The organism is Massilia sp. CF038 (genome assembly GCF_900129765.1).
In the GTDB taxonomy this organism is placed as follows: domain Bacteria; phylum Pseudomonadota; class Gammaproteobacteria; order Burkholderiales; family Burkholderiaceae_D; genus Telluria_A.
Genome location: NZ_FQWU01000008.1, coordinates 63,656 through 85,963, shown reverse-complemented (window position 1 = coordinate 85,963; position 22,308 = coordinate 63,656). Strand labels below are relative to the sequence as shown.

Genomic DNA, 22,308 nt, shown 5'->3' with positions numbered 1-22,308 from the left:
CACGTGCGTCGACAGGTTTTTTGAAACCCACCGCCAGCACTCGCGCCTGGCGGCATGGAGAAAAGCATGACCGAACTCGAATTCAAATCGTTGGCCAACGAAGGCTACAACCGTATTCCATTGATCGCGGAAGCCTTCGCTGATCTGGAAACGCCCCTCACGCTCTACCTCAAACTGGCCCAGACCCAGAACGCCGGCCGCAACACCTTCCTGCTTGAATCGGTGGTTGGCGGCGAGCGTTTCGGCCGCTACTCCTTTATCGGCCTGCCTGCCACCACCGTGCTGCGCACCTTCGGCAAGCGCACCGAGATCGTCAAGAACGGCAGTGTGATCGAAACCCACGAGGGCAATCCGCTCGACTTCATCGAACAGTACCAGGCCCGTTTCAAGGTTGCGCTGCGCCCCGGCCTGCCCCGTTTCTGCGGCGGCCTGGCGGGCTACTTCGGTTACGACACCGTGCGCCACATCGAGCGCAAGCTGGCCGAGAGCCAGCCCAAAGATGATCTGGGCCTGCCCGACATCCAGTTGATGGTGACCGAAGAACTGGCCGTCATCGACAACCTGTCCGGCAAGCTGTATCTGATCGTGTATGCCGATACCACCATGCCGGAAGCCTTCTCCAAGGCGCGCCAGCGCTTGAAGGATTTGCGCATGATGCTGCGCCGTGGCGTGGATGCCCCCGTCACCTCCAGCTCAGTGCGCACCGAAGCAGTACGCGACTTCAGCAAAGAGGATTACCTCAAGGCGGTGGCGCGCGCGCACGAATACGTGATGGCCGGCGACCTGATGCAGGTGCAGATCGGCCAGCGCATCCGCAAGCCTTACGTCGACAATCCATTGACGCTGTACCGCGCGCTGCGCTCGCTCAATCCGTCGCCGTACATGTACTTCTATAACTTTGGCGACATGCAGATTGTCGGCGCCTCGCCCGAAATTTTGGTCCGCAACGAGACCGCTTCCGACGGCAGCAAAAAAGTCACGCTGCGTCCGATCGCCGGAACCCGCCCCCGCGGCGCCACCCCGGAACGCGATGCCGAACTGTCGAAAGAGCTGCTGGCCGACCCCAAAGAAATCGCCGAGCACGTGATGCTGATCGACCTGGCCCGCAACGACCTTGGCCGCATCTCGGAAATTGGCAGCGTCAAGGTGACAGAACGCCTGGTCGTGGAAAAATACTCGCACGTGCAGCACATCGTGTCGAACGTCGAAGGCAAACTCAAAGACGGCATGTCCAACCTGGACGTGCTGCGCGCTACCTTCCCGGCCGGTACCCTCACGGGTGCGCCGAAAGTGCGCGCCATGGAAGTGATCGACGAACTCGAACCGACCAAACGCGGCATCTACGGCGGCGCCTGCGGCTACCTGTCGTTTGGCGGCGAAATGGATGTAGCGATTGCGATCCGTACCGGCGTGATCAAGGACGGCATGCTGTACGTGCAGGCTGCGGCCGGCATTGTCGCCGACTCGATTCCCGAAATGGAATGGCAGGAAACTGAAAACAAGGCGCGCGCCGTGCTGCGCGCAGCCGAGCAGGTGCAAGACGGCCTGGATGGGGAGCTCTGACATGCTGCTGATGATCGATAACTACGACTCGTTCACCTATAACCTGGTGCAGTATTTCGGGGAGCTGGGCGAAGACGTGCGCATCGTGCGCAACGACGAGATCACGATCGAACAGATCGAGACACTGGGCCCGGACCGCATTTGCATTTCGCCCGGCCCCAAAACCCCGGCCGAAGCAGGCATTTCGATCGCCGTGCTGCAGCACTTCAAGGGCAAACTGCCGATCCTGGGTGTCTGCCTGGGACACCAGGGCATCGGCGCCGCGTTTGGCGGCAAGGTCATTCGCGCCAAGCAGGTCATGCATGGCAAAACGTCGCTGATCGCCCATACCGGCGTTGGCGTATTCAAGGGACTTCCAAGCCCGTTCACGGTGATCCGTTACCACTCGCTGGCGATCGAGCGTTCTTCGCTCCCGTCCTGCCTGGAAGTGACGGCATGGACCGACGACGGAGAGATCATGGGTGTGCGGCACAAGGAATTCGATATCGAGGGTGTGCAGTTCCACCCTGAATCGATCCTGTCCGAGCATGGCCATGCCTTGCTGAAGAATTTCCTCGAACGCTAACCTGGAACCATCATGCCGATTACCCCACAAGAAGCCCTGCTGCGCTGCATCGAACACCGCGAAATTTTTCACGACGAGATGCTGCACCTGTTCCGCCAGATAATGTCCGGCGAAATGTCCCCCACCATGATTGCCGCGCTCACGCTGGGCCTGCGCGTGAAGAAGGAAACCATTGGCGAAATCGCCGCTGCCGCGCAAGTGATGCGCGAGTTTTCCACCAAGGTGCCGATGGCCGATACCACCAGGCTGCTCGACATCGTCGGCACTGGCGGCGACGGCGCGCACACGTTCAATATTTCGACCGCATCGATGTTTGTGGCTGCCGCCGCCGGTGCGCGCGTGGCCAAGCACGGCGGGCGCAGCGTATCGTCATCGTCCGGCAGTGCCGACGTGCTGGAATCGCTGGGCGTGAACATCAACCTCAAGCCGGAACAGATCGCACAATCGATCGCCCAGACCGGCATTGGTTTCATGTTTGCGCCCAACCACCACGCCGCAATGAAGCATGCGGCGCCCGTGCGCCGCGAACTGGGCGTACGCACCATCTTTAATATTCTCGGACCGCTGACCAATCCGGCCGGCGCGCCAAACATTTTGATGGGCGTGTTCCATCCCGACCTGGTCGGCATTCAAGTGCGCGTATTACAGCGCCTTGGTGCACAGCATGCGGTGGTGGTGTGGGGCCGCGACAATATGGATGAAGTGTCGCTTGGCGCTGCCACCATGGTGGGTGAACTGGTCAACGGCGAAATTCGCGAATACGAAATTCATCCGGAAGATTTTGGTTTGCAGATGATCGCCAGCCGCAATCTGAAGGTGGCGGACTCGGTCGAGTCCAAGGCCAAGATGATGGAAGCACTCAACGGCGAGCCTGGTGCGGCCTACGATATCGTGGCGCTCAATGCGGGTACGGCGCTGTACGCGGCCGGCGTGGTCGGCTCGATCGAAGAAGGCCTGAAAAAGGCGCGCACCACCGTTGAATCGGGCGCGGCGAAAGCCAAGCTGGATCAATTCGTCGAAGTCACACAACAACTCGGCCAATAACATCGCCCTCGCGCACGCGGGGGCCCATGCCATGCTGGCGTGCCATGGGTCCCCGCCTTCGCGAGGACGATGTGTGAGGGACTCATCATGTTCGGCATACACGACCTTCCGCTCTTCATCCTCTCCGGCCTGATGCTCAACATTTTGCCCGGACCCGACTCGCTCTTGATCATGACGCGCAGCGCCACCCAGGGCTGGCGCGCGGGCGTGGCGGCGGTCATGGGCATTTGTACCGGCACCATGGTGCATGTGCTGGCCGCCGCCGTCGGCCTGTCGGCCATCCTTGCGACATCGGCCACCGCGTTCATGGTGGTCAAATATATTGGCGCGGCCTACATCCTGTATATGGCAATTGGCCTTCTGCTCAGCAAGCGCAAGGATGCGGAAACGGCGATTGTGGTGCCGCCCCTGCCGTACAAGAAAATCTTCGCACAGGGTTTGCTGACCAATGTGCTCAATCCAAAAGTGGCGCTGTTCTTCCTTGCGTTTGTGCCGCAGTTTATTGACGCCGGCGCCAGCAGCAAACCGCTCGCCTTCATTATCCTCGGCTGCATCTTCAATTTCAACGGCATGCTATGGTCCGTCGCGCTGGCAGTCTTCACCGGCCTGGCCAGTGCCCGTCTGAAGGTGGCGCCCGGCGTGTCGCTGTGGCTCAACCGCGTGACCGGCGGCCTGTTCGTCTGGCTCGGCATCAAGCTGGCCCTCTCAAAACAACACTGAATCGAACCACCATGTCCGACATTCTCAACAAGATCCTCGCTGTCAAAGCCGACGAAGTCAAAGCGGCCAAAAATTACCGCGACCTGGCCAGCCTGCGGCGCGACGTCGAAGCCGATGCCGAAGGCCGGCGCACGATTCGCGGTTTCGAAACGAGCTTGCGCCGCCAGATCGCCGCCGGCAAGGCCGGCGTTATCGCGGAAGTGAAGAAAGCGTCACCATCGAAGGGCGTGCTGCGTGCGGACTTCCGTCCGGCAGCCATCGCCGAGAGCTATGCGCGCCACGGTGCGGCGTGTCTGTCGGTGCTGACCGACGTGCAGTTCTTCCAGGGTGATGTGGCGTATCTGAAGCAGGCGCGCGCCGCTTGCGATATTCCGGTCCTGCGCAAGGACTTCATGATCGACATGTATCAGGTCTACGAAGCACGCGCGATGGGTGCCGATGCGATCTTGCTGATCGTCTCGGCGCTGGATCATGGCTTGATGGCCGAGCTGGAAGCTTGCGCCCTTGAACTGGGCATGGATGTGCTTGTCGAGGTACACGATGGCGATGAGCTGACTGCTGCGCTGAAACTGCGCACGCCGCTGGTGGGCATCAACAACCGCAACCTGCGCACCTTTGATGTGACGCTCGATACCACCATCGGCCTGCTGCCGCGCATTACGGAAAACAAACTGGTGGTGACCGAGTCCGGCATCACGGGTACTGCGGATGTGCAGCGCATGCGCGAGGCAAACGTGCATGCCTTCCTGGTGGGCGAGAGCTTCATGCGCGCGCCCGACCCGGGGGTGGAGCTGGCGCGCTTGTTTGCCTGATGCCGCTTCTGACGGAGGCTTATTCCATGTTCCCGACAATGGGTGAGATGGTATAGGCCCCCGCCTTCGCGAGGGCGATGTTAATTGGTGGCGCTGGGGCGGCCGCTTTTTTTGCGCCCGTCGATCAGAGACAGCGTGATGCCTGGAACGCGGTCTCCTTGCAGCTTGACCTTGAAGGTCATCAGTTCGTCACGCCGGAAGGCGTGCACCTCTACCGTTTCGCCCACCTTGTAGCGCGCCAGCAGTGCATCCACGCCTGACGGCGCGCCACTGACGCGCAACCCATCAATGGCCACCAGCAGATCGCCGGCCGACATGCCGGCGCGATGCGCAGCACCGCCCTCGTGCACCTGGCTGAGCTTGACGTCATTGCCGTCTCGCCCGAGACCAGCATCGAACGACGGCTTGCTGGAGCGGCGCTCGTCTTCGAGCTTGATGCCGAATGGCGCATACATTTTTGCCAGCGGCAGTTCCGCAGTGCCGCGCACAAAGCGATCGAACATGGTTTTCAGTTTCGCGCCGCTGATTTCATCAAACAGCGCTTCAACTTCGGCTTCGGTCACACCGCGCCCGCCGGTGCTGTAAAAATCACGGCCATAGCGTTGCCACAGCGCGCGCATTACATCGTCAAGCGATTTTTTGCCGCCGGTTTTTTCGCGTATGGTCAGATCGAACATCAGTGCAATCAGCGAGCCCTTGCCGTAGTAGCTGACAATGGCGTTCGGCGCATTTTCATCCTGGCGGTAGTATTTGCCCCAGGCGTCGAAGCTGGAGTCGGCCACGCTTTGCTTGGTGCGGCCACTGCCGCGCAACACGCCGGCAATGGTTTTGCCCAGCAGTTTGAGATAGGCGGCTTCGTCGATGATACCGCTGCGTACCAGCATCAGGTCGTCGTAGTAGCTGGTAAAACCTTCAAACAGCCACAGTAGCGGCGTGTAGGTCTCGTTTTGCAAGTCGTACGGTGCGAAGGCGGCCGGCTTGATGCGTTTGACGTTCCAGGTATGGAAATACTCGTGACTGCACAAGCCGAGGAACTTGAGATAACCCTCGCCCACGTCGGCGCCCTTCGGCGTGGCCGTGGTGGGCAAATCGGCGCGCGCGCAAATCAGTGCAGTCGAGGCGCGATGTTCCAGGCCACCGTAGCCGTCACCCACGGCCAGCGTCAGGAACACGTAGCGGTTCATTGGTGCGCGCTTGCTGCGCGGCTCGAAAAAGGCAATCTGCGTTTCGCAAATGGCTTGCAGGTCGGCCTGCAGGCGGGCCATGTCCAGGTTGGGCACGCGGCCCGAAATGACGATGTCGTGCGCGATGCCGTGCGCTTTGAAGGTAGCAAGAGCGAAGTCGCCCATCTCTACCGGGTGGTCGATCAGCTCGTCGTAATCGGCTGCCACGTAAGTGCCGAAGCCATAACGCTTGGCGCCCAGTTCCGGCAGGGACGTGGCCACGCGCCAGGTTTTGGCGGCAGGATCGGCCGGGCGGCGAATGTCGACTTCATGCGCCAGCGTCTCCTGGCCAAGCACGCGCAGGCACACGCTGGTGCCGTTGAAAAAGCCGTGTGTCTGGTCCAGGTGCGCAGCGCGCACCGACAAATCCCAGGCATACACTTCATAGATGACGGTGAGCGGACCATCCGTTGGCGCCGCGCGCCAGGAATGCTTGTCAAGCTTCGTGAGCGCGACAGCCTTGCCGTTCGACTCTGCGCGGATCTGCACGATGTTGCGCGAAAATTCGCGGATCATGTAGCTGCCCGGGATCCACGCCGGCAGCGCAAACTCCTGCCCCTCGGCGGATGGCGCGGCGACATGAATGGTCACCTCGAACAGATGCGCCGCAAGGTCCTTGGGGTCGATTACGTACTGGATCGCCGCTTGCTTTTTTGTCGTCGTTTTTTTCATGATGGTTAAGCTGGTCCGCCCAGCGGAAGTGTACCGGTTTTATCCAAGTCGGAGGGGGTATCGATGTCGTGCAGGATGCCGGCGTCAATCACCGGCACTGTCATTACAGGCTCGCTCGCAAGCAGGGCGCGCGCGCCCTGGTCGCCCGTCAGCGCCAGCAGGCGCGGTAAATACATGGCGTTAAAGGCGACTGGATTGCCACGCCGGCCCGCATGCACAGGTGCGGCAATGCCTGCGCCAGCGCGCAACGCATCGCGCAAGGCGCAAATGGTGGCAGGGGCCACGCGAGGCATGTCACCGAGCCCGATGATCCAGCCGTCGGCAGGCTTGGCCTGCTGTACGCCATGAACCAGGGAGGCCGCAATGCCGCTATCGGCATCAACACAGACCGTGACGTCGCAGCCCGCATTGCGCAAGGCGTCAGCCAGAGCGCCCTCCGCAGGGACGACTGCAATCACACGTGGGAGGACGGCAAGCAAGGCGCGGGCGCTGGCGACGGCGACCATGTCCCCGTCGGGCAGCGCCGCGAGCAGCTTGTTGCGCTGGCCGGCCGGATCGAAGCGTCGGCCACGGCCAGCAGCGAGCAGCAGTCCGACGATATTCATGGACGCTGCGCGGCGCGCGGCTTACTTGACGGTTTTGAGTTTGGCTTCCAGGCCGCGCAGATCGACCGCGCCTGAAATGCGGGTGCCGTCAGCGAAGAAGATCGCCGGAGTGGCGTTGATGCCGTACTTCTGTGCCACCGCGCTGACTTTGGCGTGCGGCGTTTCGCACTGCGGGCTTGGGGTGGCCGGCATTTTACCGTTCAACATCCACTCGTCCCATGCCTTGTTGCGGTCGGCCGAGCACCAGATCTGATTGGACTTGGCCAGCGAATCTTCAGACAGAATATTGAGCATGAAGGTGTACACCGTGACGTTGTCGATTTCCTTCAGGGTGGTCTGGCGGAAGTGCTTGCAGTAGCCGCAGTTCGGATCTTCGAAGATCGCCAGCACGCGTTTGCCATCGCCCTTGACCATCTTGAGCGCGTTTTCGAACGGCAGATCGTTGAATTTGATCTTGTTGACCACTTCCAGCCGTTCCTTGGTCAGGTTCTGGGTGGTGCGGGTGTTGAATACCTGGCCGAAGATCAGGTATTCGCCATTCTTGTCGGTGTAGACGATGTTGCCACCTGCGACAACTTCATACAGACCTGCATACGGCGTCGCCTTGACCGAGACGATTTTTGCGCCATCGCCAAGACGGGGCTCCAGCACTTTCTTGAGGTTCGCCTCGATCTTCTGGTTGTTGTCAGCGCTGTTCTCGGCTGCGGTGCAGGATACAACGGCGCAAGCGAGTGCGAGCAGGGTGAATTTCGTTTTAAGCATGACTTCTCCGGGTGAATGCCTGGGCACTTCCTATTTGCCCATCGCGTGCGACATCAGCCGGCGCTTAAGCATAGGTAATTTATCGAGCAAGTTTAATCCCAAATTGCGGGCGATGCGCACCGGCTCGAGGTTGGTCGCAAACAGGCGCGCCAGACCGTCGGTCGCCAGTTGCATGAGTAAGATGTCTTCCTTGCGCGCGCGCGCATAGCGCGCCAGCACGCGCTCGTCGCCGACGCTGCGCTGCTCTTCGCGCCCCGCCACCGCAGCCAGCAAATCGGCAATGTCGGCAAAGCCGAGATTCATGCCATGGCCGGCCAGCGGATGGACCACGTGGGCAGCGTCGCCCACCAGCGCCACACGCGGCGCCACAATGGTATGGGGGCGGATCAGCGCCAGCGGCAGCGCCTTCACCACCTCCGGCTGAAGTGGACGCAGGGTCCCCAGTTTTTCATCGGCCAGCACCGACAGGCGCACTGCCAGTTCACCGAGCGACTCGCTCATGATGGTGTCGGCCAGACCGTCCGGCGCGGACCACACCAGCGAGACGCGATTGCCCGGCAGCGGCAGCAGGGCGACAATGCCTTCGCTGCCGGTAAACCACTGGAAGGCGGCGCCGTGGTGCGGCTTTTCGCAGCTGAAGTTGGTGACAATGGCGCGTTGGTGATAGGAGCGGTAATCGATGCCGATATCGCATTGTCCGCGCACCCAGGACTGGCCGCCGTCGGCGCCCACCACGAGCGAGGCGCGGATACTGGCCCCGCCATCCAGCTGCACGGTGGCGCTGTCGACGCCAAGAACCAGTGCACTGGCACGGCCACTGACGGTTTGTATATTCGGTGCGAACTTGAGCGCCGCGTCCAGGGCCTGGTTCAGATTGCGGTCCTCGACAATCCAGGCCAGGGTGCCGACGTGGGCACCGAATGCATCGAAAGCCAGCGCGCCGGCCTGGGCGCCGTCGCCCCCCACAACCATCGTGTCCACGGGTGCGATACGGGCAGCATCGAGTGCGCCCCAGACTTTCAGTGACGACAGCAGCGTGTGGGCAGTGTGATTGAGGGCGTAGACGCGTGCATCCCAAGGCTGTTCGCCCGTGGCGGATGGCGCGGCGGGACCGGCGGGCGGCACCAGCAGCGTTACGCTATGGCCGGCCTGGGCAAACCCCAAGGCAGCGGTTTTGGCAATGGCGCCGTTGCCAACGATGCAAATCGTCGTCTGGCTGGGCGCTTGGGCGGTTTTTGAACTCGTCATGCAGGGCATTATAACGGCAACAAACAACAGCGTTTTGCCCCGTTTCGGCCCATTTTTGCAAAAAGTTGTTGGTCGGCCTTGCAAAGGCTGAGGCGGGTGTCTATAATCATGCCTCTTGGCCTGGTAGCTCAGTTGGTAGAGCAGAGGATTGAAAATCCTTGTGTCGGTGGTTCGATTCCGCCCCGGGCCACCAAGAATAAAGTTCAGCCTTCTTTTGGCGAACGTAAAAACCGCAATTCTCGACAGAGACTGCGGTTTTTTTACGTCCATCGATCAGCGTAATAATTCCTGGTTGTGTTCATTCGCAATACCGACAATCTCTGTGCCGGCCCAGACCACGATCCAGTTGACAGGCAAGCACATGGCAGTGAGAAGGTGTGGCTTTTTACGCAACAATTGAAATGCCCACATCGCTTCCAGATCATCTGCAACTGGTGTCGGGTGCTCACTGGTCGGGCCAAAGTACCATCCGCTGTCCCCTTTCCCGGGCTGGCTTCGTTCCCCGTAAATGCCTTGTTCCACCAGGCAGCCTTTGCGCATGACGACTTTGTCATCGAATCGGAAATCAACAGGCTGACACCCCAGTTTGGACAACAGCTCACGCTGCTGAAGCAGGACAGCCAAGGTCGTGCTGACATCGTTTCTGAAGTGGATGAATGGATCGCTATCGAAATCCGGCTCGCAAAGTGCCAGACCATCTGAGGTCTCAAGGAATTTCATCATCGACCAGCCAACCTGGAACGTGGCGCCCGCAACCAACGCAAAATGCGTCCCTGCACGCGCCTCGGCCAGCTCAGCCAACCAGATTGCCAGGCCCTCAAGCTCGTCTCGACAAGTAAGGTAAAAACCCGAGCGCTTAATCGTTATCAATTTCATCCTCTGTATTTAGAATTGTTGAACCAATTGCAGTTCGAGGCATTCGTGCTGCAACTGGCATACCGGGTGACTGTCAGCATTTGGCCGGTCTTGCCGTGACGCCGAGACTGCTGACGCCCGAGCCTGGACCTTCGCCCTGTTGCGGCCCCTTCTGCGAAAGCCACGATCTGGCCGCGTGCTGCGCTCAATCTTTGTCGTTTGCTCTGATTGCATATGTGCTCCGGATCCCTTCAGTAGGGCGCCTCAAATGTGATGTCTGCGGCTCTGAGCGTGCCCTGCGGCTTGCGTTTAAATTCCTCCCTCACTTGCTTCTCGAGTGAGATTTTCCATGTTTGGCCTAAGCGTTTGGCGATAGCCGGGTCCATTACCGCGTTATAACCGGCGACATACGCTTCTTGTTGCTCGCCATTGGGAACGATGTCATTACACAGGTCGGCCATCACCTTGATACCGGAAGCGCCGTAAATTGCCTTTCGGAGTTCAAATTGCCGAACCTCCGTTTGCCTTGGGCGCATGAAAGTACAAACGGGAACATAGAATTGCAGGGCGCCGGTCTTAAGGTCAGCTTTTGCGGCAGTTGCACCTCGCAGTCCGTGATTGGGTTTTTTGAAACCATCATAAACATAAACGACCCGGGATTGATCCGCGCTTCCTGGAGCATGGTAAAAACCAAGGAACACGAGCACCGCGTAGATCGCATGTCGACAAAGGCGGCAGGGAAGCTGAGCGAAGTTTGGTAATTGCTTACTTATCATCTATCCTCCAGCGTCTCTGCAGATGCTCGTCACTGACCCGATTGAAGAAGACTGAATATTCAGTTCGCTCGGCAAGCATTTCCCAGTTGTCATTCCCGCAGTTTTGGAGAGGTGGCGCGGCAAAAAATCGCACGCCGCAAGCGTCTCGTCCGCGACTCATGTGCAAAGGTCTGCCTTCTCGCGCAACCAGGAACCCGTCAAGGCTTCGCGGGTTGCACGCCACCCGATGGGCAAGTCAGCCAATTCCAGAACGGATGGATCCATCTCTGCTATCTCACCCAAGCCGACAATCATGGCATCAGACATATCCAATGGCTCGCCAGTGAGGAATTGCCAGCCGCCCTCGTCTTCATCATGTTCCACAAGAAGAATGGGCTTCTCACCATTGACTATTTGCCGAACCGTGAACGTGGCCTCATTCTTTGGCGATGAAAAGGGCCAAACCCCGCCGGTACGAACATCCGACTTTGCGCGATTGAAAATCTTTGCAAGAAAATTCATGTTCCATCTTCCGTGTTGTATCCAAGCTTTCAATTGAGCACGTCTGGCCAGGTGCGGTCGATTGTACTCGACAGTGAAATGGCTCCAAGATAGTAGAAGCATCGCGGTGACAAACTTGCTTGGGATCGGCCAGTTCCGTTAAGCTCTGGCGTACTGGTGTTGCCAATTGAACCGGGAACCGAATGCCCCAAAGCCCCCTGCTGCTGCGGCGACTATTGCGCGCGAAAGACAAAATGGACGCCAGCCCCCATGAGGCCTGGCCGATCGAACGTCTGGCCGAGGCCAGCGCCGTCTCCACCGCCTACTTCGCGCGCGAATTCAAGAAAGCTTTCGGCCTGCCCCCGCACCGCTACCTGCTGACCCGCCGCATCGAACGCGCCACGGCGCTGCTGCGCGAGACCGACCTGCCAATCACAGACATTGCCTTGCAGACCGGCTGGACTAGCCTGGGCACTTTTGGGCGCATCTTCCGTGACATTACCAACGAAAGCCCGGGCGAACTGCGCACCCGCACCCAGGCGGCCGCCGATCATGCCCGCCACGTCCCCGAATGCGTGATGCGTAACGCCCAAAGGCCCAACCTCATTAGCGCAGTTTTGGAGAAGCGGCGCAGCAAAGCCACTGGCAAACTGTAGCTTCACTTTCAAGGAGCTGATATGACTCAAACTATCAATGTGGTTGGTCTGTACGTGCGCGACCAGGATGAAGCTCTGGCGTTCTACGAGAAACTGGGGTTCAACGTGCATACCGACGTGCGCAACGGCGACTATCGCTGGCTGACGATACAGCATACCGATCAGCCGTCGTTCCAGCTTGGCCTGTTCAAGCCCGGACCGCCGGTGCATGACGCAGCCACGGCGCAAACGCTGGAGGCAATGGTGGCCAAGGGCGCGATGCCGCCTTTGGTCCTTTCCGTGGACAACTGCCGCGCTGCCTACGAGCGGCTGAGCAAGAACGGCGTGGAATTCACGCAAGAACCGGTGGATCGGTATGGCAATGTGGATGCGGGCTTTCGCGATCCTTCCGGCAACGGCTGGAAGATGATCGAGGTCGCTGCAAAAAAGGCAGCAGCATGAGCTGGGGCCATTCGATTCGCCAAGGCCACCGCACCCTGTCCATCCTGTTCACCCTGGCCGTGGTGGCCAACTTTGCTGCCCGGGCCATGGATACGGCCGAACCTTCGCCATGGATCACGTATGCGCCGCTGCCGCCGCGGTTTCTGATGCTGCTGTCGGGCCTGTACCTGTTTGCGCTGCCATATGTCCATAGGCGCGGCAGCAAACCGGGCGTCTGAGCGACCTTGGTTCGGCTTCGCCTCCCCGCAACATCTGATCACTTTGCCTGATAAATTTTGGCGATCTGGGGAACGAAGCGCTGCGGATTGGCGCCTGCCAGATTGGTCAACACCACCACAGCCAGACCCTCATCGGGATACACGATAAATGCCGCACGGGCGCCGCCGATGCCCGCCACTTGCCGGGTTGGCGTGCTCTGCAAAACGGGCCACCCGCGGCCCCAGTCGCCGTCCGCACCGCTGGTCAGTTTTTCCGGTGTCCACATTTTTTTGACATTCGCGTCGCTGATCAGCTTGCCGTTCGATAACGCGATGAGCCAGTTAGCGACCTCATCGGCAGTGGTCTGGATTCCCCCACCAGCCCACAGGCTATACGGCATATCGTAGATCCACCGGGACATGCGATTGGCGTCGTTCTTCGCCAGGGTGCCGCGCGGCGAGTGGCTATAGATCGTCGCCGCGTTGGGGACCAGATCATAGCTATCGCCAAATGTCGACAAAGGCATATTGGCTGGAGCAAACTGACGCTGCGCGACAAACTGCTCGTAAGGGACTTTTTCGAGTTTGACGATGATCTGCGCCAGCAAGCCATAGTTCGTCTGGTTATAGGCAAATCGCTCGCCGGGAGCAGCTTCCAACGGCAGCTTCTTCACTGCATTCCATGCATCTTGTTCATTTCCCCCGCCAATCAAACCCTTCTGGTCAAGGATGTCGGGCAAACCCGACGTATGCCCAAGTAATTGGCGGATGCGGACCGTACGCCAGGCCTCGGGCAAGCCGTCGAGGTAACGCGAGACAGGCGCATCGAGCTCAACACGCCCAGCCTCAAGCAACTGCATCATTGCCACCCCAGTAAAGGCCTTGGTCGCGGAGTTAATTGGGAATAACGTCGAGCGTGTGGCGGGAACCCGGTTCTCTACATTGGCCATGCCGTAGCTTTCCGACAAAACGATCTTGCCGTCCTTGACTACGGCAATCTGCAGCCCGGGGATACGCAATTCCTTCATCGTGCGCTGTATTTCTTGCCGCGCCAGCTGATTTGATTCATTGATCGTACGCGCCCAAGCACTGAGGCAACAGAACCACAGAACAGCACCCAGAGCGACGGGGGACACAAGATACTTCGGAAGCAGCATGAAATTACCTTCGTTAAAATTCCCACGGGATTCGCCGCAGTACGGGGGCAAATAGTTTCATTAGTCTGCACAGCTTGAATTGCCAAACTGTGCCAAAAACGTGAAGTATGCGAACACGCTATACTATCCTCATGTTGAACACGGCCCGCACATTCGCTGATCGCCTTGGTTCTTCCCTGAACGAGGGCGCCATTGTTGCGCCTGTCGTCGCCCGCCTGCCCTTCCAGCGCCAGCTCGCCCGGCTTTCCCGGGCTCGGTGAGGCCGGCCGGGATCTCCCGGTCCAGTTCGCCTCTCCGAGCCACCTTCTGCTTCGTGCTTCCATAGCCCAACCGAACCCCAGGAGAGCCTGACCATGAAACCAACGATTACCGTGTCGTCGCTTGACGCCGAACGCCTTGAAACTTTGATTGCCAATCTGCCGCCAGAAGAGAGCGCCCACCATGACGGCCTGCTCGAGGAAATTGCGCGCGCCAAAGTGGTCGAACCGCAAGACATGCCGCCCGGCGTTGTCACCATGAATTCCACGGTGCGCTTCCAGATTGACGAGCCGGCAGAGCAATTTTGCCTGACCTTGTCCTACCCTAAGGACATGCCGCAGATCGACGATGGCATTTCCGTGCTGACCCCGATCGGCACCGCCCTGCTGGGCTTGTCGGTGGGCGACAGTATCGACTGGCCCCGCCGTGACGGACACCTCGTCAAGGTCCGCTTGCTCGAGGTCCTGTTTCAGCCAGAGCGCGCGGGCCAGTACTTCCGCTAAACGCGTCGCGCCGGCCTACACCGGCTGACCGTCGGCCACCACGCGCAAAGGCAGCGCCTCTGCATTTTGCCTGGTGGCGCGGCGGCGCACCCACAGATAAACGCCGCTACCCAGCACCACCAGGGTGGCTAGGTCGAGCATGGCCCACAAGATCTTCATGGGCATGCCGCCAAAGTCGCCGAAGTGCAAAGGCTGCGAGATCAGCAGAGCGCTCAGGTACCACGGCAGTTCGGGCGATGCCGTCACCTGCGCCGTGCGCGCGTCCACCAGCACTGGCCGCAGCAGCTTGGACGTGAGCGGTGTGTCGCCGCGCATGAAATACGTCACATGGTGCGGGCTGGAATACGCCGTGCCCGGGAAGGCTGCGAACGACAGTTGCATCCCTGGTGCATGGGCCATGGCGGCCGACAAGGTCGCCTGCATTGGCGCGCGCTCGGCCACCGGCACAATGGGCTTGCCCTGGTATGGCGCCAGCAGCGCGCCCACATGGGTCGACTGCCAGTACTTCACCAGCAGGTCGGTCCAGGTGTTAACGACGCCAGTAAAGCCAACCACCAGCGCCCACACCAAGGTAACCACGCCCAGCAAATTGTGCAGATCGAGCCACTTCAAGCGCGTTGAACGCTCGCGCCGCACGGTTCCAAACTCGATCTTTTGCATGAAGGGCGCGTACAGCACCGTACCGGAAATGATCGCGATCACCAGTAGCAGCCCCATCAGTCCAAGAAACAGCATGCCAGGCAAACCGGCAAACAAATCCACATGCAGGCGCAGCATCCAGTACATGAAGCCTTCGCTGGTTTTAGCGTCGCGCAGCACCTGGCCAGTGCGGCTGTCCACGGCAATCGATTTGTAGTCATCGGTCGGGGCGGGCGTCGGGGTCAGTGTCACGTGCCAGATGCGCGCGTCTTCCTCGTCGGCGGCGGCGTACTGCACCACTCGCTCGGGATACTTGGCCATGGCCGCCTGCAGTACACCGTCAAACGAGAGCGGCGGGCCGTTCTGCGCCAGCACCGGCAGTTCCACCGCATCACCGCTCAAATGCTCGATTTCATGGTGAAAGATGAGTGGCAAACCTGTCAGGCACAACAACAGCATGAACACGGTGCATACCAAACTGCTCCAGGTATGCACCCAGCTCCATGCGCGCAAGGAACGGCTGGTCATGTGCGGCTCCCTTTCAGGCTGAACACCATGATCACCGCCATCGGCACACCCAGCCCGACCCACGACCAGACGTCGCCCCACTGATCGGAAACAAGCGCGCTGACCAGTCCGGAAGCGGTCAATACCCCCAGAGCCACGGGCCAGGCCCAGATACGACGAAAGCGGTCCGACATGGTTTTACCTTTATATGTTGCGACCGCGGCAGGTGCCAAAAGTCGACCGTATTTACTAAATGAGAATGAGAACGATTGCTATTATCATGTATAGTATACGCTTTCGCAACAACCATTGCACCTGTAGGGCGCAACTTTAGGACAAGAATGAAACCAACAATCATCATGGGCGCCTGTGCCCTCGCCGCTGCCGCCAACGTGGGAACGGCATTCGCGCAAGAAGCCGATCAAGCTGTCGTGGTCGTTCCCGGCAAACGGGAGAATCGCGTCTCCAAGGGCGCCACTGGCTTGCGTCTGGAAATCAAGGACACGCCGCAGACAATCAGCACCATCGACAAAGAAGAGATGGAAGACTTCGGCACGACCGGCTCCAACGAAGCGCTGCGTCTGGGTACCGGCATCAACGTCGAGCAATACGAAACCAACCGCGCCGTATTCAATGCGCGCGGCTTCGAAGTGCAACTGACTCAGGTCGATGGCCTGGGCATGACGAATGATTACGGCACCGTGGCCGGCCAGCAAGACACCTATATCTTCGAACGCATCGAATTGATTCGTGGCGCCAATGGCTTGTTGACCGGCGTCGGCAATTCTTCCGGCACCATCAATTATGTGCGTAAGCGCCCGACCAACAAGGACGGTGGCGAAGTCAAGTTCACTGCCGGCGAAAACTCCCTGGCCCGTGGCGCACTCGACTACAACAAGGTCTTGAGCAGCGATGGCGCCTGGGCGGGGCGACTGGTGGTGGCACACGAGGACAAGGATTCCTACCTGCGCGGCTTGCACGACAAGCAGAGCACGGTCTACGGCGTGATCGACGGCCAGATCGGCAGCAACGGCATGTTGACCTTCGGCTTTGGCTATCAGAACGCCAAACAGAAGTCGCCCATGTGGGGCTCGCTGACCTTGAATTACGCCGACGGCCGCATGGCCGACTTTGACGTCAGCTCGTCCACCTCGCAAGACTGGACCTTCTGGAACACCAAGTCCAAAAACGCGTTTGTGGAATACACGCACACGCTCAGCCCGAACTGGGAAGCCAAGGCGACCTACACCGTGCGCAATGCTGAAGAAGAAGTGCGCCTGTTTTATGCCTTCCCTTCCGGCGCCGGTCTGAACAACGACAACACGGGCTTGTCCGGCTGGCCTTACGGCAGCTTTGTCACCACGGACAACTCGGTGTTTGACGTCAATCTCAATGGTCAGTTCGATGCGTTTGGCCGCAAGCACAGCCTGATCGCCGGCATCAGCCGCTCGCACCAGAAAACCGCCACCAGCGAATTCAATTACGACACGGCGACCTACCAGTTCTTGCCGCTGCCTGCCTTCCCGTATGCGGGCAATGTTTATCCGGAACCAGTCTGGAGTGCCGCAACGCCTGCGTCCAGCGGCGAACAGACCCTCACCCGATTCTACGGTGCGTCGCGCTTCAATGTGGCCGATGGCGCGAACCTGATCCTGGGCATGAATGCAGTCCGGCTTGAGCGGGAAGGCAATTCACGCTACGGCAGCCTGGTGACCAATACCAATTACCCTGACACCAAAGAAGTCAGCCCTTACGTGGGCGTGACCTATGACTTCACCAAGCAGACGCTGGGCTATGTGTCGTATTCCGACATTTTCCAGAATCAGGATCAGGTGGACATTCAGGGCAGCTATCTGGCGCCGATGACTGGTGTTAATTATGAAGCCGGCATCAAGAGCGACTGGATGAACAAGAAGATGCTGACGACGGTCGCCCTGTTCAGCTCGGAGCAGCAAGGCATTGCCACCTTTGCCGGCATCTCGGGCAGCGGCACTTACTATTACGAACCGAAAGATGTGAAGTCCAAAGGCATCGAGCTGGAAGCGACCGGCAAAATCAGCAAGGACAGCAAGCTGACGGTGGGCCTGACCAAACTCAAAGTGACGGGCCCGGACGGGAACGATATCTACGAGTGGATTCCACGCACGGTTGTGAACTTCAAATTCGACACGAAATTTGCGTCGATTCCACAACTGAAGGCAGGCATTGGGGGCCGCTGGCAGTCGGATACCAGCAAAACCGGCGGTGCACGTCAGGATGCTTATTTCATGGCCAATATGTTCGCCTCGTATGAAGTGACGGACAAGGCAACGCTGCGCTTGAATATCAACAATATCACCGACAAGAAGTACATTGGCGGCCTGTCGAACGGTGCCATCTACGGCGCACCGCGTACGGCTGCACTCACGCTCGACTATCAGCTCTGACGCGTCACCGCGTTTTGCACAGGCCACCTTCGGGTGGCCTTTTTATTTCCGTCACGCGGGCCACAGCAAGCGGGCCGCGCTGAAAAGGCGTTTCACAATGTGGATTCAGCCCGCCTCAAGCGTGCCATTGTCATTCCATTTTCTAAAAATATATCCCACATCATGAAAACATGGAATCAAGTCATTGATTATGTGCGGAGTTTTTTTAGTTATATGTCTTATATAAGAGTTCCACTCCTGCCGCGAAGCGTCTATCATTACATCATGTTGTAGCACTTTGATGCGCGGCCGTTTCAGCCAATCAAGGCCGCCACGAACCGCACTGATTTTTGATCCGCTTTTACCTACCGGGAGATTCACATGTCACAGTACCAAGACGATATCCAAGCCATCGCTGCTCTGAAAGACAAGGAAGGCAGCGCTTGGAATGCCATCAATCCTGAGTCCGCCGCTCGCATGCGCGCCCAGAACCGCTTCAAGACCGGCCTTGATATCGCCCGCTACACGGCCAAGATCATGCGCAACGACATGGCCAACTACGACGCCGATTCTTCCAAGTACACGCAGTCGCTCGGTTGCTGGCACGGTTTCATCGGTCAGCAAAAGATGATTTCGATCAAGAAGCACTTCAACAACACCGACCGCCGCTACCTCTACCTGTCGGGCTGGATGGTTGCCGCGCTGCGTTCCGAGTTCGGTCCGCTGCCAGACCAGTCGATGCACGAAAAAACCGCCGTGTCCGCTCTGATCAAAGAGCTGTACACCTTCCTGCGCCAGGCTGACGCACGCGAACTGGGCGGCCTGTTCCGCCAGCTCGACGAAGCCCAGGGCGCAGCCAAAAAAGCCATCCAGGACAAGATCGACAACCACGTCACCCACGTGGTGCCTATCATCGCCGACATCGATGCCGGTTTCGGCAATGCAGAAGCCACCTACCTGCTGGCCAAGCAATTCATCGAAGCGGGCGCTTGCTGCATCCAGATCGAAAACCAAGTATCGGACGAAAAGCAATGCGGTCACCAGGACGGCAAGGTCACCGTGCCGCACGAAGACTTCCTGGCCAAGATCCGTGCGATCCGTTACGCCTTCCTGGAACTGGGCGTGGACGACGGCGTCATCGTTGCCCGTACCGATTCGCTGGGCGCCGGCCTGACCAAGCAGATCGCCGTTACCACCACCCCGGGCGACCTGGGTGACCAGTACAACTCGTTCCTCGATTGCGAAGAAGTGTCGGCCGATGCTCTGGGCAATGGCGACGTGATCATCAAGCGCGAAGGCAAGCTGCTGCGTCCTAAGCGTCTGCCAAGCAATCTGTTCCAGTTCCGCTCCGGCACGGGCGAAGCGCGTTGCGTGCTCGATTGCATCACCTCGCTGCAAAACGGCGCCGACCTGCTGTGGATCGAAACCGAAAAACCGCATATCGCCCAGATCGGTGGCATGGTCAGCGAAATCCGCAAGGTCATTCCGAACGCCAAGCTGGTGTACAACAACAGCCCATCGTTCAACTGGACCCTGAACTTCCGTCAGCAGATCTTCGATGCGATGAAAGCCGAAGGCAAGGATGTGTCGTCCTACGACCGCGCCGCCCTGATGAGCGTCGAGTACGACGGTTCGGAACTGGCTGCTGCCGCTGACGAGAAGATCCGCACCTTCCAGGCCGACTCGGCCCGCGAAGCCGGCATCTTCCATCACCTGATCACGCTGCCGACCTACCACACCGCCGCGCTGTCGACCGACAACCTGGCCAAGGAATACTTCGGCGACCAGGGTATGCTTGGCTACGTGGCTGGCGTGCAACGCAAGGAAATCCGCCAGGGCATCGCCTGCGTCAAGCACCAGAACATGTCCGGTTCGGACATTGGCGACGACCACAAGGATTACTTCAGCGGCGAAGCAGCGCTGAAGGCTGGTGGCAAGCACAACACCATGAACCAGTTCTAAGAAGGTTTGCTGGAAACGACAACGCCACCTTCGGGTGGCGTTTTTGCTGGCCGGCAGAAAGACGCGACCTTGGGATGTTGGCCCGTTGAAACGAGACGCCACCTTGATGTGTTGAGCCGTCGTCCTCGCGAAGGCGGGGACCCATGCCACGCATGCGTTGTGGTGCTGCTAAGATGCCATGGGTCCCCGCCTTCGCGAGGACGATGGTGGGGGCTGAGCAGAGCTAGGCGATTAGCTGCATGTTGTCGGCTGATCAGCGCAAGGCGATGCGCTTGCGCTCGGCACTTTCAAGCTTGAATACGCTCACTGATTGCGCCAGCGTGGCCGCCATGTCCTGCATGGAATGCGCCGCGGCGGACGCTTCTTCCACCAGAGCCGCGTTCTGCTGGGTCACCTGATCCATCGCCGCAATCGCCTGGTTCACTTCCTGGATGCCAGCGCTTTGCTCCTGCGACGCCACCAGAATGTCCGCCATGATGTCAGTCACCTTTTTGACGCTGCTGACCACATCATCCATCGTCTGACCAGCCATGCTGACCAGCTTGCTACCGGAATCCACGTTCTCGACCGAGTCACCGATCAAGGCCTTGATTTCCTTGGCGGCGTCAGCCGAGCGGTGCGCCAGCGAACGCACTTCGGACGCCACCACGGCAAACCCACGCCCTTGCTCACCTGCACGCGCCGCCTCGACGGCCGCATTCAAGGCCAGAATATTGGTCTGGAAAGCAATGCTGTCGATCACCGCGATGATGTCGACAATCTTCCTCGACGAGGCATTGATGGCGCCCATGGTCGAGACCACCTGCGCAACCACCGCCCCACCCTTCACCGCAACTGCCGAGGCCGACGCTGCCAGCGCGTTGGCCTGCCTGGCGTTTTCCACGTTCTGGTTCACGGTGGCGGTCAGTTCTTCCATTGACGATGCGGTCTCTTCCAGCGAGCCCGCCTGGTGTTCGGTCCGCGTCGACAGATCCTGATTACCTGCCGCAATTTCGGTCGACGCTGCAGCCACTTGTTCGGTGCCGCTGCGAATTGATGCGACCACGCTGGCCAGGCCCTGGCTGATGCCGTTCATTGCCGTCATCAACTGGCCGATTTCGTCCTGACTGTCCGCCGTGAGCGTGACGGTCAAATCGCCCTGCGCCAGCTGTTGCGCCGCTCGCGTGGCGCGCTGCAGCGGCCGTGCCACGAGGCGCCGCACGATCAGGAACAAGGCGACCGCAAAGCCCAGCAGCGCAATCACACCAATGGCAAACAAGGTGTTACGCAAACTGGTGACCTCCTGCGTGACCTCGTCTTCGAAGGCGGCGCCGACAATCGTCCAGTGCCAGTCCTGATTGGTCTGGAACACCAGAATTTGCTCACGCTGGGCCTTGCCCTGCGCGTCGACGGCGCGCACATGCAGCGTGCCTTCTTTGGTGTCCAGCAATGTCTGGATGTAGGCGTGGCCTTCGGTATCGCGCAGTTCGAGGGCTTTTTCCCCTTCCTTATCCGGATGGACCAGATAGGTGCCCAGGCCGTCGCCCGGTTTCGAATCAAGCACGAAGAAGTAGCCCGACTTGCCCACCTGGAGCGCTTTGATACGTGACTTCAACTCAGCCACATCCGCAGAAATATCAATCCCCACATACATGATGCCGATCACCTGACCGCCAGCATCTTTGATGGGCGCGTACTGGGTGACGTGGGGTTTGCCGAACAGAACCGCCATACCCCGGTAGGTTTTGCCTTCCATCAGCGCGGCGAAGGCAGGATGCTTGCTGCCCAGGGTGGTCCCCACGGCGCGCTTGCCGTCGGCCTTCTTGACCGAGGTGGCGACGCGGACGAAGTCGCCGTTGTGTTTCAGGAAGATGGTGGCGTTACCGCCGGTCATTTCCGAGAACCTGTCCATGGAAGCAAAGTTCAGATTCAGATCCACGCCATCGTGCTGCATCACCGGCACCACCACGCCACCGGTGTCCAGGGTGCGCGTCGTATCCACCGAAAAAGTGCCCGGCAAGAGACTGGCGTACACCTTGTGGAACTTGTCGACCGCGCCAAGCTCGGTGCGATTGAAGGTCTCGATCATGTTTCCCACGCCCTGCGCCTGGGTTTTGACCAGCTCGGTTGCGCGCTGATCCAGCGAGGCTGACATCGTATATGCCACGAAGGCAATGAAAGAAATGAACATGGCGCCGACCAGCGCCAGCGTAAATGTGGTCAGTTTGGCACCAACCGTGAACTGGCGACCGGTCGTCAGAGAAGTTTTCATATTATTA

General features: G+C 59.4%; 22 protein-coding genes and 1 tRNA gene. 12 read left to right on the top strand and 11 right to left on the bottom strand.

The genetic code is table 11. The features are described from left to right. The first annotated feature begins 66 nt into the window (after positions 1 to 66). The 5 genes from trpE to trpC all read left to right on the top strand — a co-directional run bounded on the left by trpE (position 67) and on the right by trpC (position 4,704). The gene (trpE, locus tag BUC24_RS25885) at positions 67 to 1,563 is read left to right on the top strand and encodes an anthranilate synthase component I (protein ID WP_073223593.1); all 1,497 of its coding nucleotides are present in this window, start codon (positions 67 to 69) and stop codon (positions 1,561 to 1,563) included. Position 1,564: 1 nt separating this feature from the next. Further along, entirely contained in the window at positions 1,565 to 2,128 is a 564-nt protein-coding gene (locus BUC24_RS25880; protein ID WP_073223549.1) for an anthranilate synthase component II, read from the top strand. 12 nt (positions 2,129 to 2,140) lie between these two features. Continuing rightward, entirely contained in the window at positions 2,141 to 3,172 is a 1,032-nt protein-coding gene (trpD, locus tag BUC24_RS25875; protein WP_073223547.1) for an anthranilate phosphoribosyltransferase, read from the top strand. Between the two features lie 87 nt (positions 3,173 to 3,259). Next, a complete protein-coding gene (locus BUC24_RS25870) occupies positions 3,260 to 3,892 on the top strand; it encodes a LysE family translocator (protein ID WP_073223546.1) in 633 nt (210 codons plus the stop codon). 11 nt (positions 3,893 to 3,903) lie between these two features. Continuing rightward, positions 3,904 to 4,704: an indole-3-glycerol phosphate synthase TrpC gene (gene trpC / locus BUC24_RS25865; RefSeq protein ID WP_073223544.1), complete on the top strand. Its 801-nt coding sequence runs from the start codon at positions 3,904 to 3,906 to the stop codon at positions 4,702 to 4,704. An 80-nt stretch (positions 4,705 to 4,784) separates the two neighbouring features. Here trpC and BUC24_RS25860 read toward each other — a convergent pair whose 3' ends face one another. The 4 genes from BUC24_RS25860 to BUC24_RS25845 are packed head-to-tail and all read right to left on the bottom strand — an operon-like array spanning position 4,785 to position 9,214. Next, positions 4,785 to 6,599, bottom strand: coding sequence for a M61 family metallopeptidase (locus BUC24_RS25860; protein WP_073223542.1), 1,815 nt, complete (start codon positions 6,597 to 6,599; stop codon positions 4,785 to 4,787). Positions 6,600 to 6,604: 5 nt separating this feature from the next. Then, on the bottom strand, positions 6,605 to 7,204 hold the full coding sequence (locus BUC24_RS25855) for a nucleotidyltransferase family protein (RefSeq protein WP_073223540.1): 600 nt from the start codon (positions 7,202 to 7,204) through the stop codon (positions 6,605 to 6,607). Positions 7,205 to 7,225: 21 nt separating this feature from the next. Continuing rightward, positions 7,226 to 7,966 carry a DsbC family protein gene (locus BUC24_RS25850; protein WP_073223538.1) on the bottom strand — a complete coding sequence of 247 codons (741 nt, stop codon included), beginning with the start codon at positions 7,964 to 7,966 and terminating at the stop codon, positions 7,226 to 7,228. A gap of 30 nt (positions 7,967 to 7,996) precedes the next feature. Next, positions 7,997 to 9,214 carry an FAD-dependent monooxygenase gene (locus BUC24_RS25845; protein ID WP_073223536.1) on the bottom strand — a complete coding sequence of 406 codons (1,218 nt, stop codon included), beginning with the start codon at positions 9,212 to 9,214 and terminating at the stop codon, positions 7,997 to 7,999. 117 nt (positions 9,215 to 9,331) lie between these two features. On the opposite strand from BUC24_RS25845, the gene BUC24_RS25840 reads away from it, so the two are divergent. Continuing rightward, positions 9,332 to 9,407 (top strand) — tRNA-Phe (locus tag BUC24_RS25840). 80 nt (positions 9,408 to 9,487) lie between these two features. Here BUC24_RS25840 and BUC24_RS25835 read toward each other — a convergent pair. From BUC24_RS25835 to BUC24_RS25820, 3 genes are all read right to left on the bottom strand, one after another. Beyond that, complete coding sequence (locus BUC24_RS25835) at positions 9,488 to 10,090, bottom strand: immunity protein Imm33 domain-containing protein (protein ID WP_073223534.1); 603 nt, start codon at positions 10,088 to 10,090, stop codon at positions 9,488 to 9,490. Positions 10,091 to 10,320: 230 nt separating this feature from the next. Continuing rightward, complete coding sequence (locus BUC24_RS26800) at positions 10,321 to 10,845, bottom strand: hypothetical protein (protein WP_143167663.1); 525 nt, start codon at positions 10,843 to 10,845, stop codon at positions 10,321 to 10,323. Positions 10,846 to 11,001: 156 nt separating this feature from the next. Next, positions 11,002 to 11,346 carry a hypothetical protein gene (locus tag BUC24_RS25820; protein WP_073223528.1) on the bottom strand — a complete coding sequence of 115 codons (345 nt, stop codon included), beginning with the start codon at positions 11,344 to 11,346 and terminating at the stop codon, positions 11,002 to 11,004. A gap of 182 nt (positions 11,347 to 11,528) precedes the next feature. Here BUC24_RS25820 and BUC24_RS25815 point away from each other — a divergent pair, with 182 nt between their 5' ends. The 3 genes from BUC24_RS25815 to BUC24_RS25805 are packed head-to-tail and all read left to right on the top strand — an operon-like array spanning position 11,529 to position 12,640. After that, positions 11,529 to 11,981 carry a helix-turn-helix transcriptional regulator gene (locus tag BUC24_RS25815; RefSeq protein ID WP_073223526.1) on the top strand — a complete coding sequence of 151 codons (453 nt, stop codon included), beginning with the start codon at positions 11,529 to 11,531 and terminating at the stop codon, positions 11,979 to 11,981. Between the two features lie 21 nt (positions 11,982 to 12,002). Beyond that, positions 12,003 to 12,422 carry a VOC family protein gene (locus tag BUC24_RS25810; protein WP_073223524.1) on the top strand — a complete coding sequence of 140 codons (420 nt, stop codon included), beginning with the start codon at positions 12,003 to 12,005 and terminating at the stop codon, positions 12,420 to 12,422. Continuing rightward, entirely contained in the window at positions 12,419 to 12,640 is a 222-nt protein-coding gene (locus BUC24_RS25805; RefSeq protein ID WP_073223522.1) for a hypothetical protein, read from the top strand. Before BUC24_RS25810 ends, BUC24_RS25805 begins: the two co-directional genes overlap by 4 nt. A 38-nt stretch (positions 12,641 to 12,678) precedes the next feature. Here BUC24_RS25805 and BUC24_RS25800 read toward each other — a convergent pair whose 3' ends face one another. Next, positions 12,679 to 13,776 carry a serine hydrolase domain-containing protein gene (locus BUC24_RS25800; RefSeq protein WP_073223591.1) on the bottom strand — a complete coding sequence of 366 codons (1,098 nt, stop codon included), beginning with the start codon at positions 13,774 to 13,776 and terminating at the stop codon, positions 12,679 to 12,681. A gap of 353 nt (positions 13,777 to 14,129) precedes the next feature. On the opposite strand from BUC24_RS25800, the gene rnk reads away from it, so the two are divergent. Further along, positions 14,130 to 14,537, top strand: a complete 408-nt coding sequence (gene rnk, locus BUC24_RS25795; protein WP_073223521.1) for a nucleoside diphosphate kinase regulator — start codon at positions 14,130 to 14,132, stop codon at positions 14,535 to 14,537. Between the two features lie 15 nt (positions 14,538 to 14,552). On the opposite strand, the gene BUC24_RS25790 is transcribed toward rnk, so the two are convergent. Both BUC24_RS25790 and BUC24_RS27065 read right to left on the bottom strand, forming a co-directional pair. Continuing rightward, positions 14,553 to 15,704: a PepSY-associated TM helix domain-containing protein gene (locus tag BUC24_RS25790; protein ID WP_073223519.1), complete on the bottom strand. Its 1,152-nt coding sequence runs from the start codon at positions 15,702 to 15,704 to the stop codon at positions 14,553 to 14,555. Then, on the bottom strand, positions 15,701 to 15,877 hold the full coding sequence (locus BUC24_RS27065) for a hypothetical protein (protein WP_178372626.1): 177 nt from the start codon (positions 15,875 to 15,877) through the stop codon (positions 15,701 to 15,703). Before BUC24_RS27065 ends, BUC24_RS25790 begins: the two co-directional genes overlap by 4 nt. Positions 15,878 to 16,024: 147 nt before the next feature. On the opposite strand from BUC24_RS27065, the gene BUC24_RS25780 reads away from it, so the two are divergent. Both BUC24_RS25780 and BUC24_RS25775 read left to right on the top strand, forming a co-directional pair. Further along, positions 16,025 to 18,109, top strand: coding sequence for a TonB-dependent siderophore receptor (locus BUC24_RS25780; RefSeq protein ID WP_073223515.1), 2,085 nt, complete (start codon positions 16,025 to 16,027; stop codon positions 18,107 to 18,109). Positions 18,110 to 18,469: 360 nt separating this feature from the next. After that, complete coding sequence (locus BUC24_RS25775; protein ID WP_073223513.1) at positions 18,470 to 20,050, top strand: isocitrate lyase; 1,581 nt, start codon at positions 18,470 to 18,472, stop codon at positions 20,048 to 20,050. Positions 20,051 to 20,303: 253 nt separating this feature from the next. Here the strand turns inward: BUC24_RS25775 and BUC24_RS25770 are convergent, their stop codons facing one another. After that, positions 20,304 to 22,301 (bottom strand): methyl-accepting chemotaxis protein, encoded by a 1,998-nt coding sequence (locus BUC24_RS25770; RefSeq protein WP_073223512.1) that lies wholly within the window; start codon positions 22,299 to 22,301, stop codon positions 20,304 to 20,306. Positions 22,302 to 22,308 lie beyond the last annotated feature (7 nt).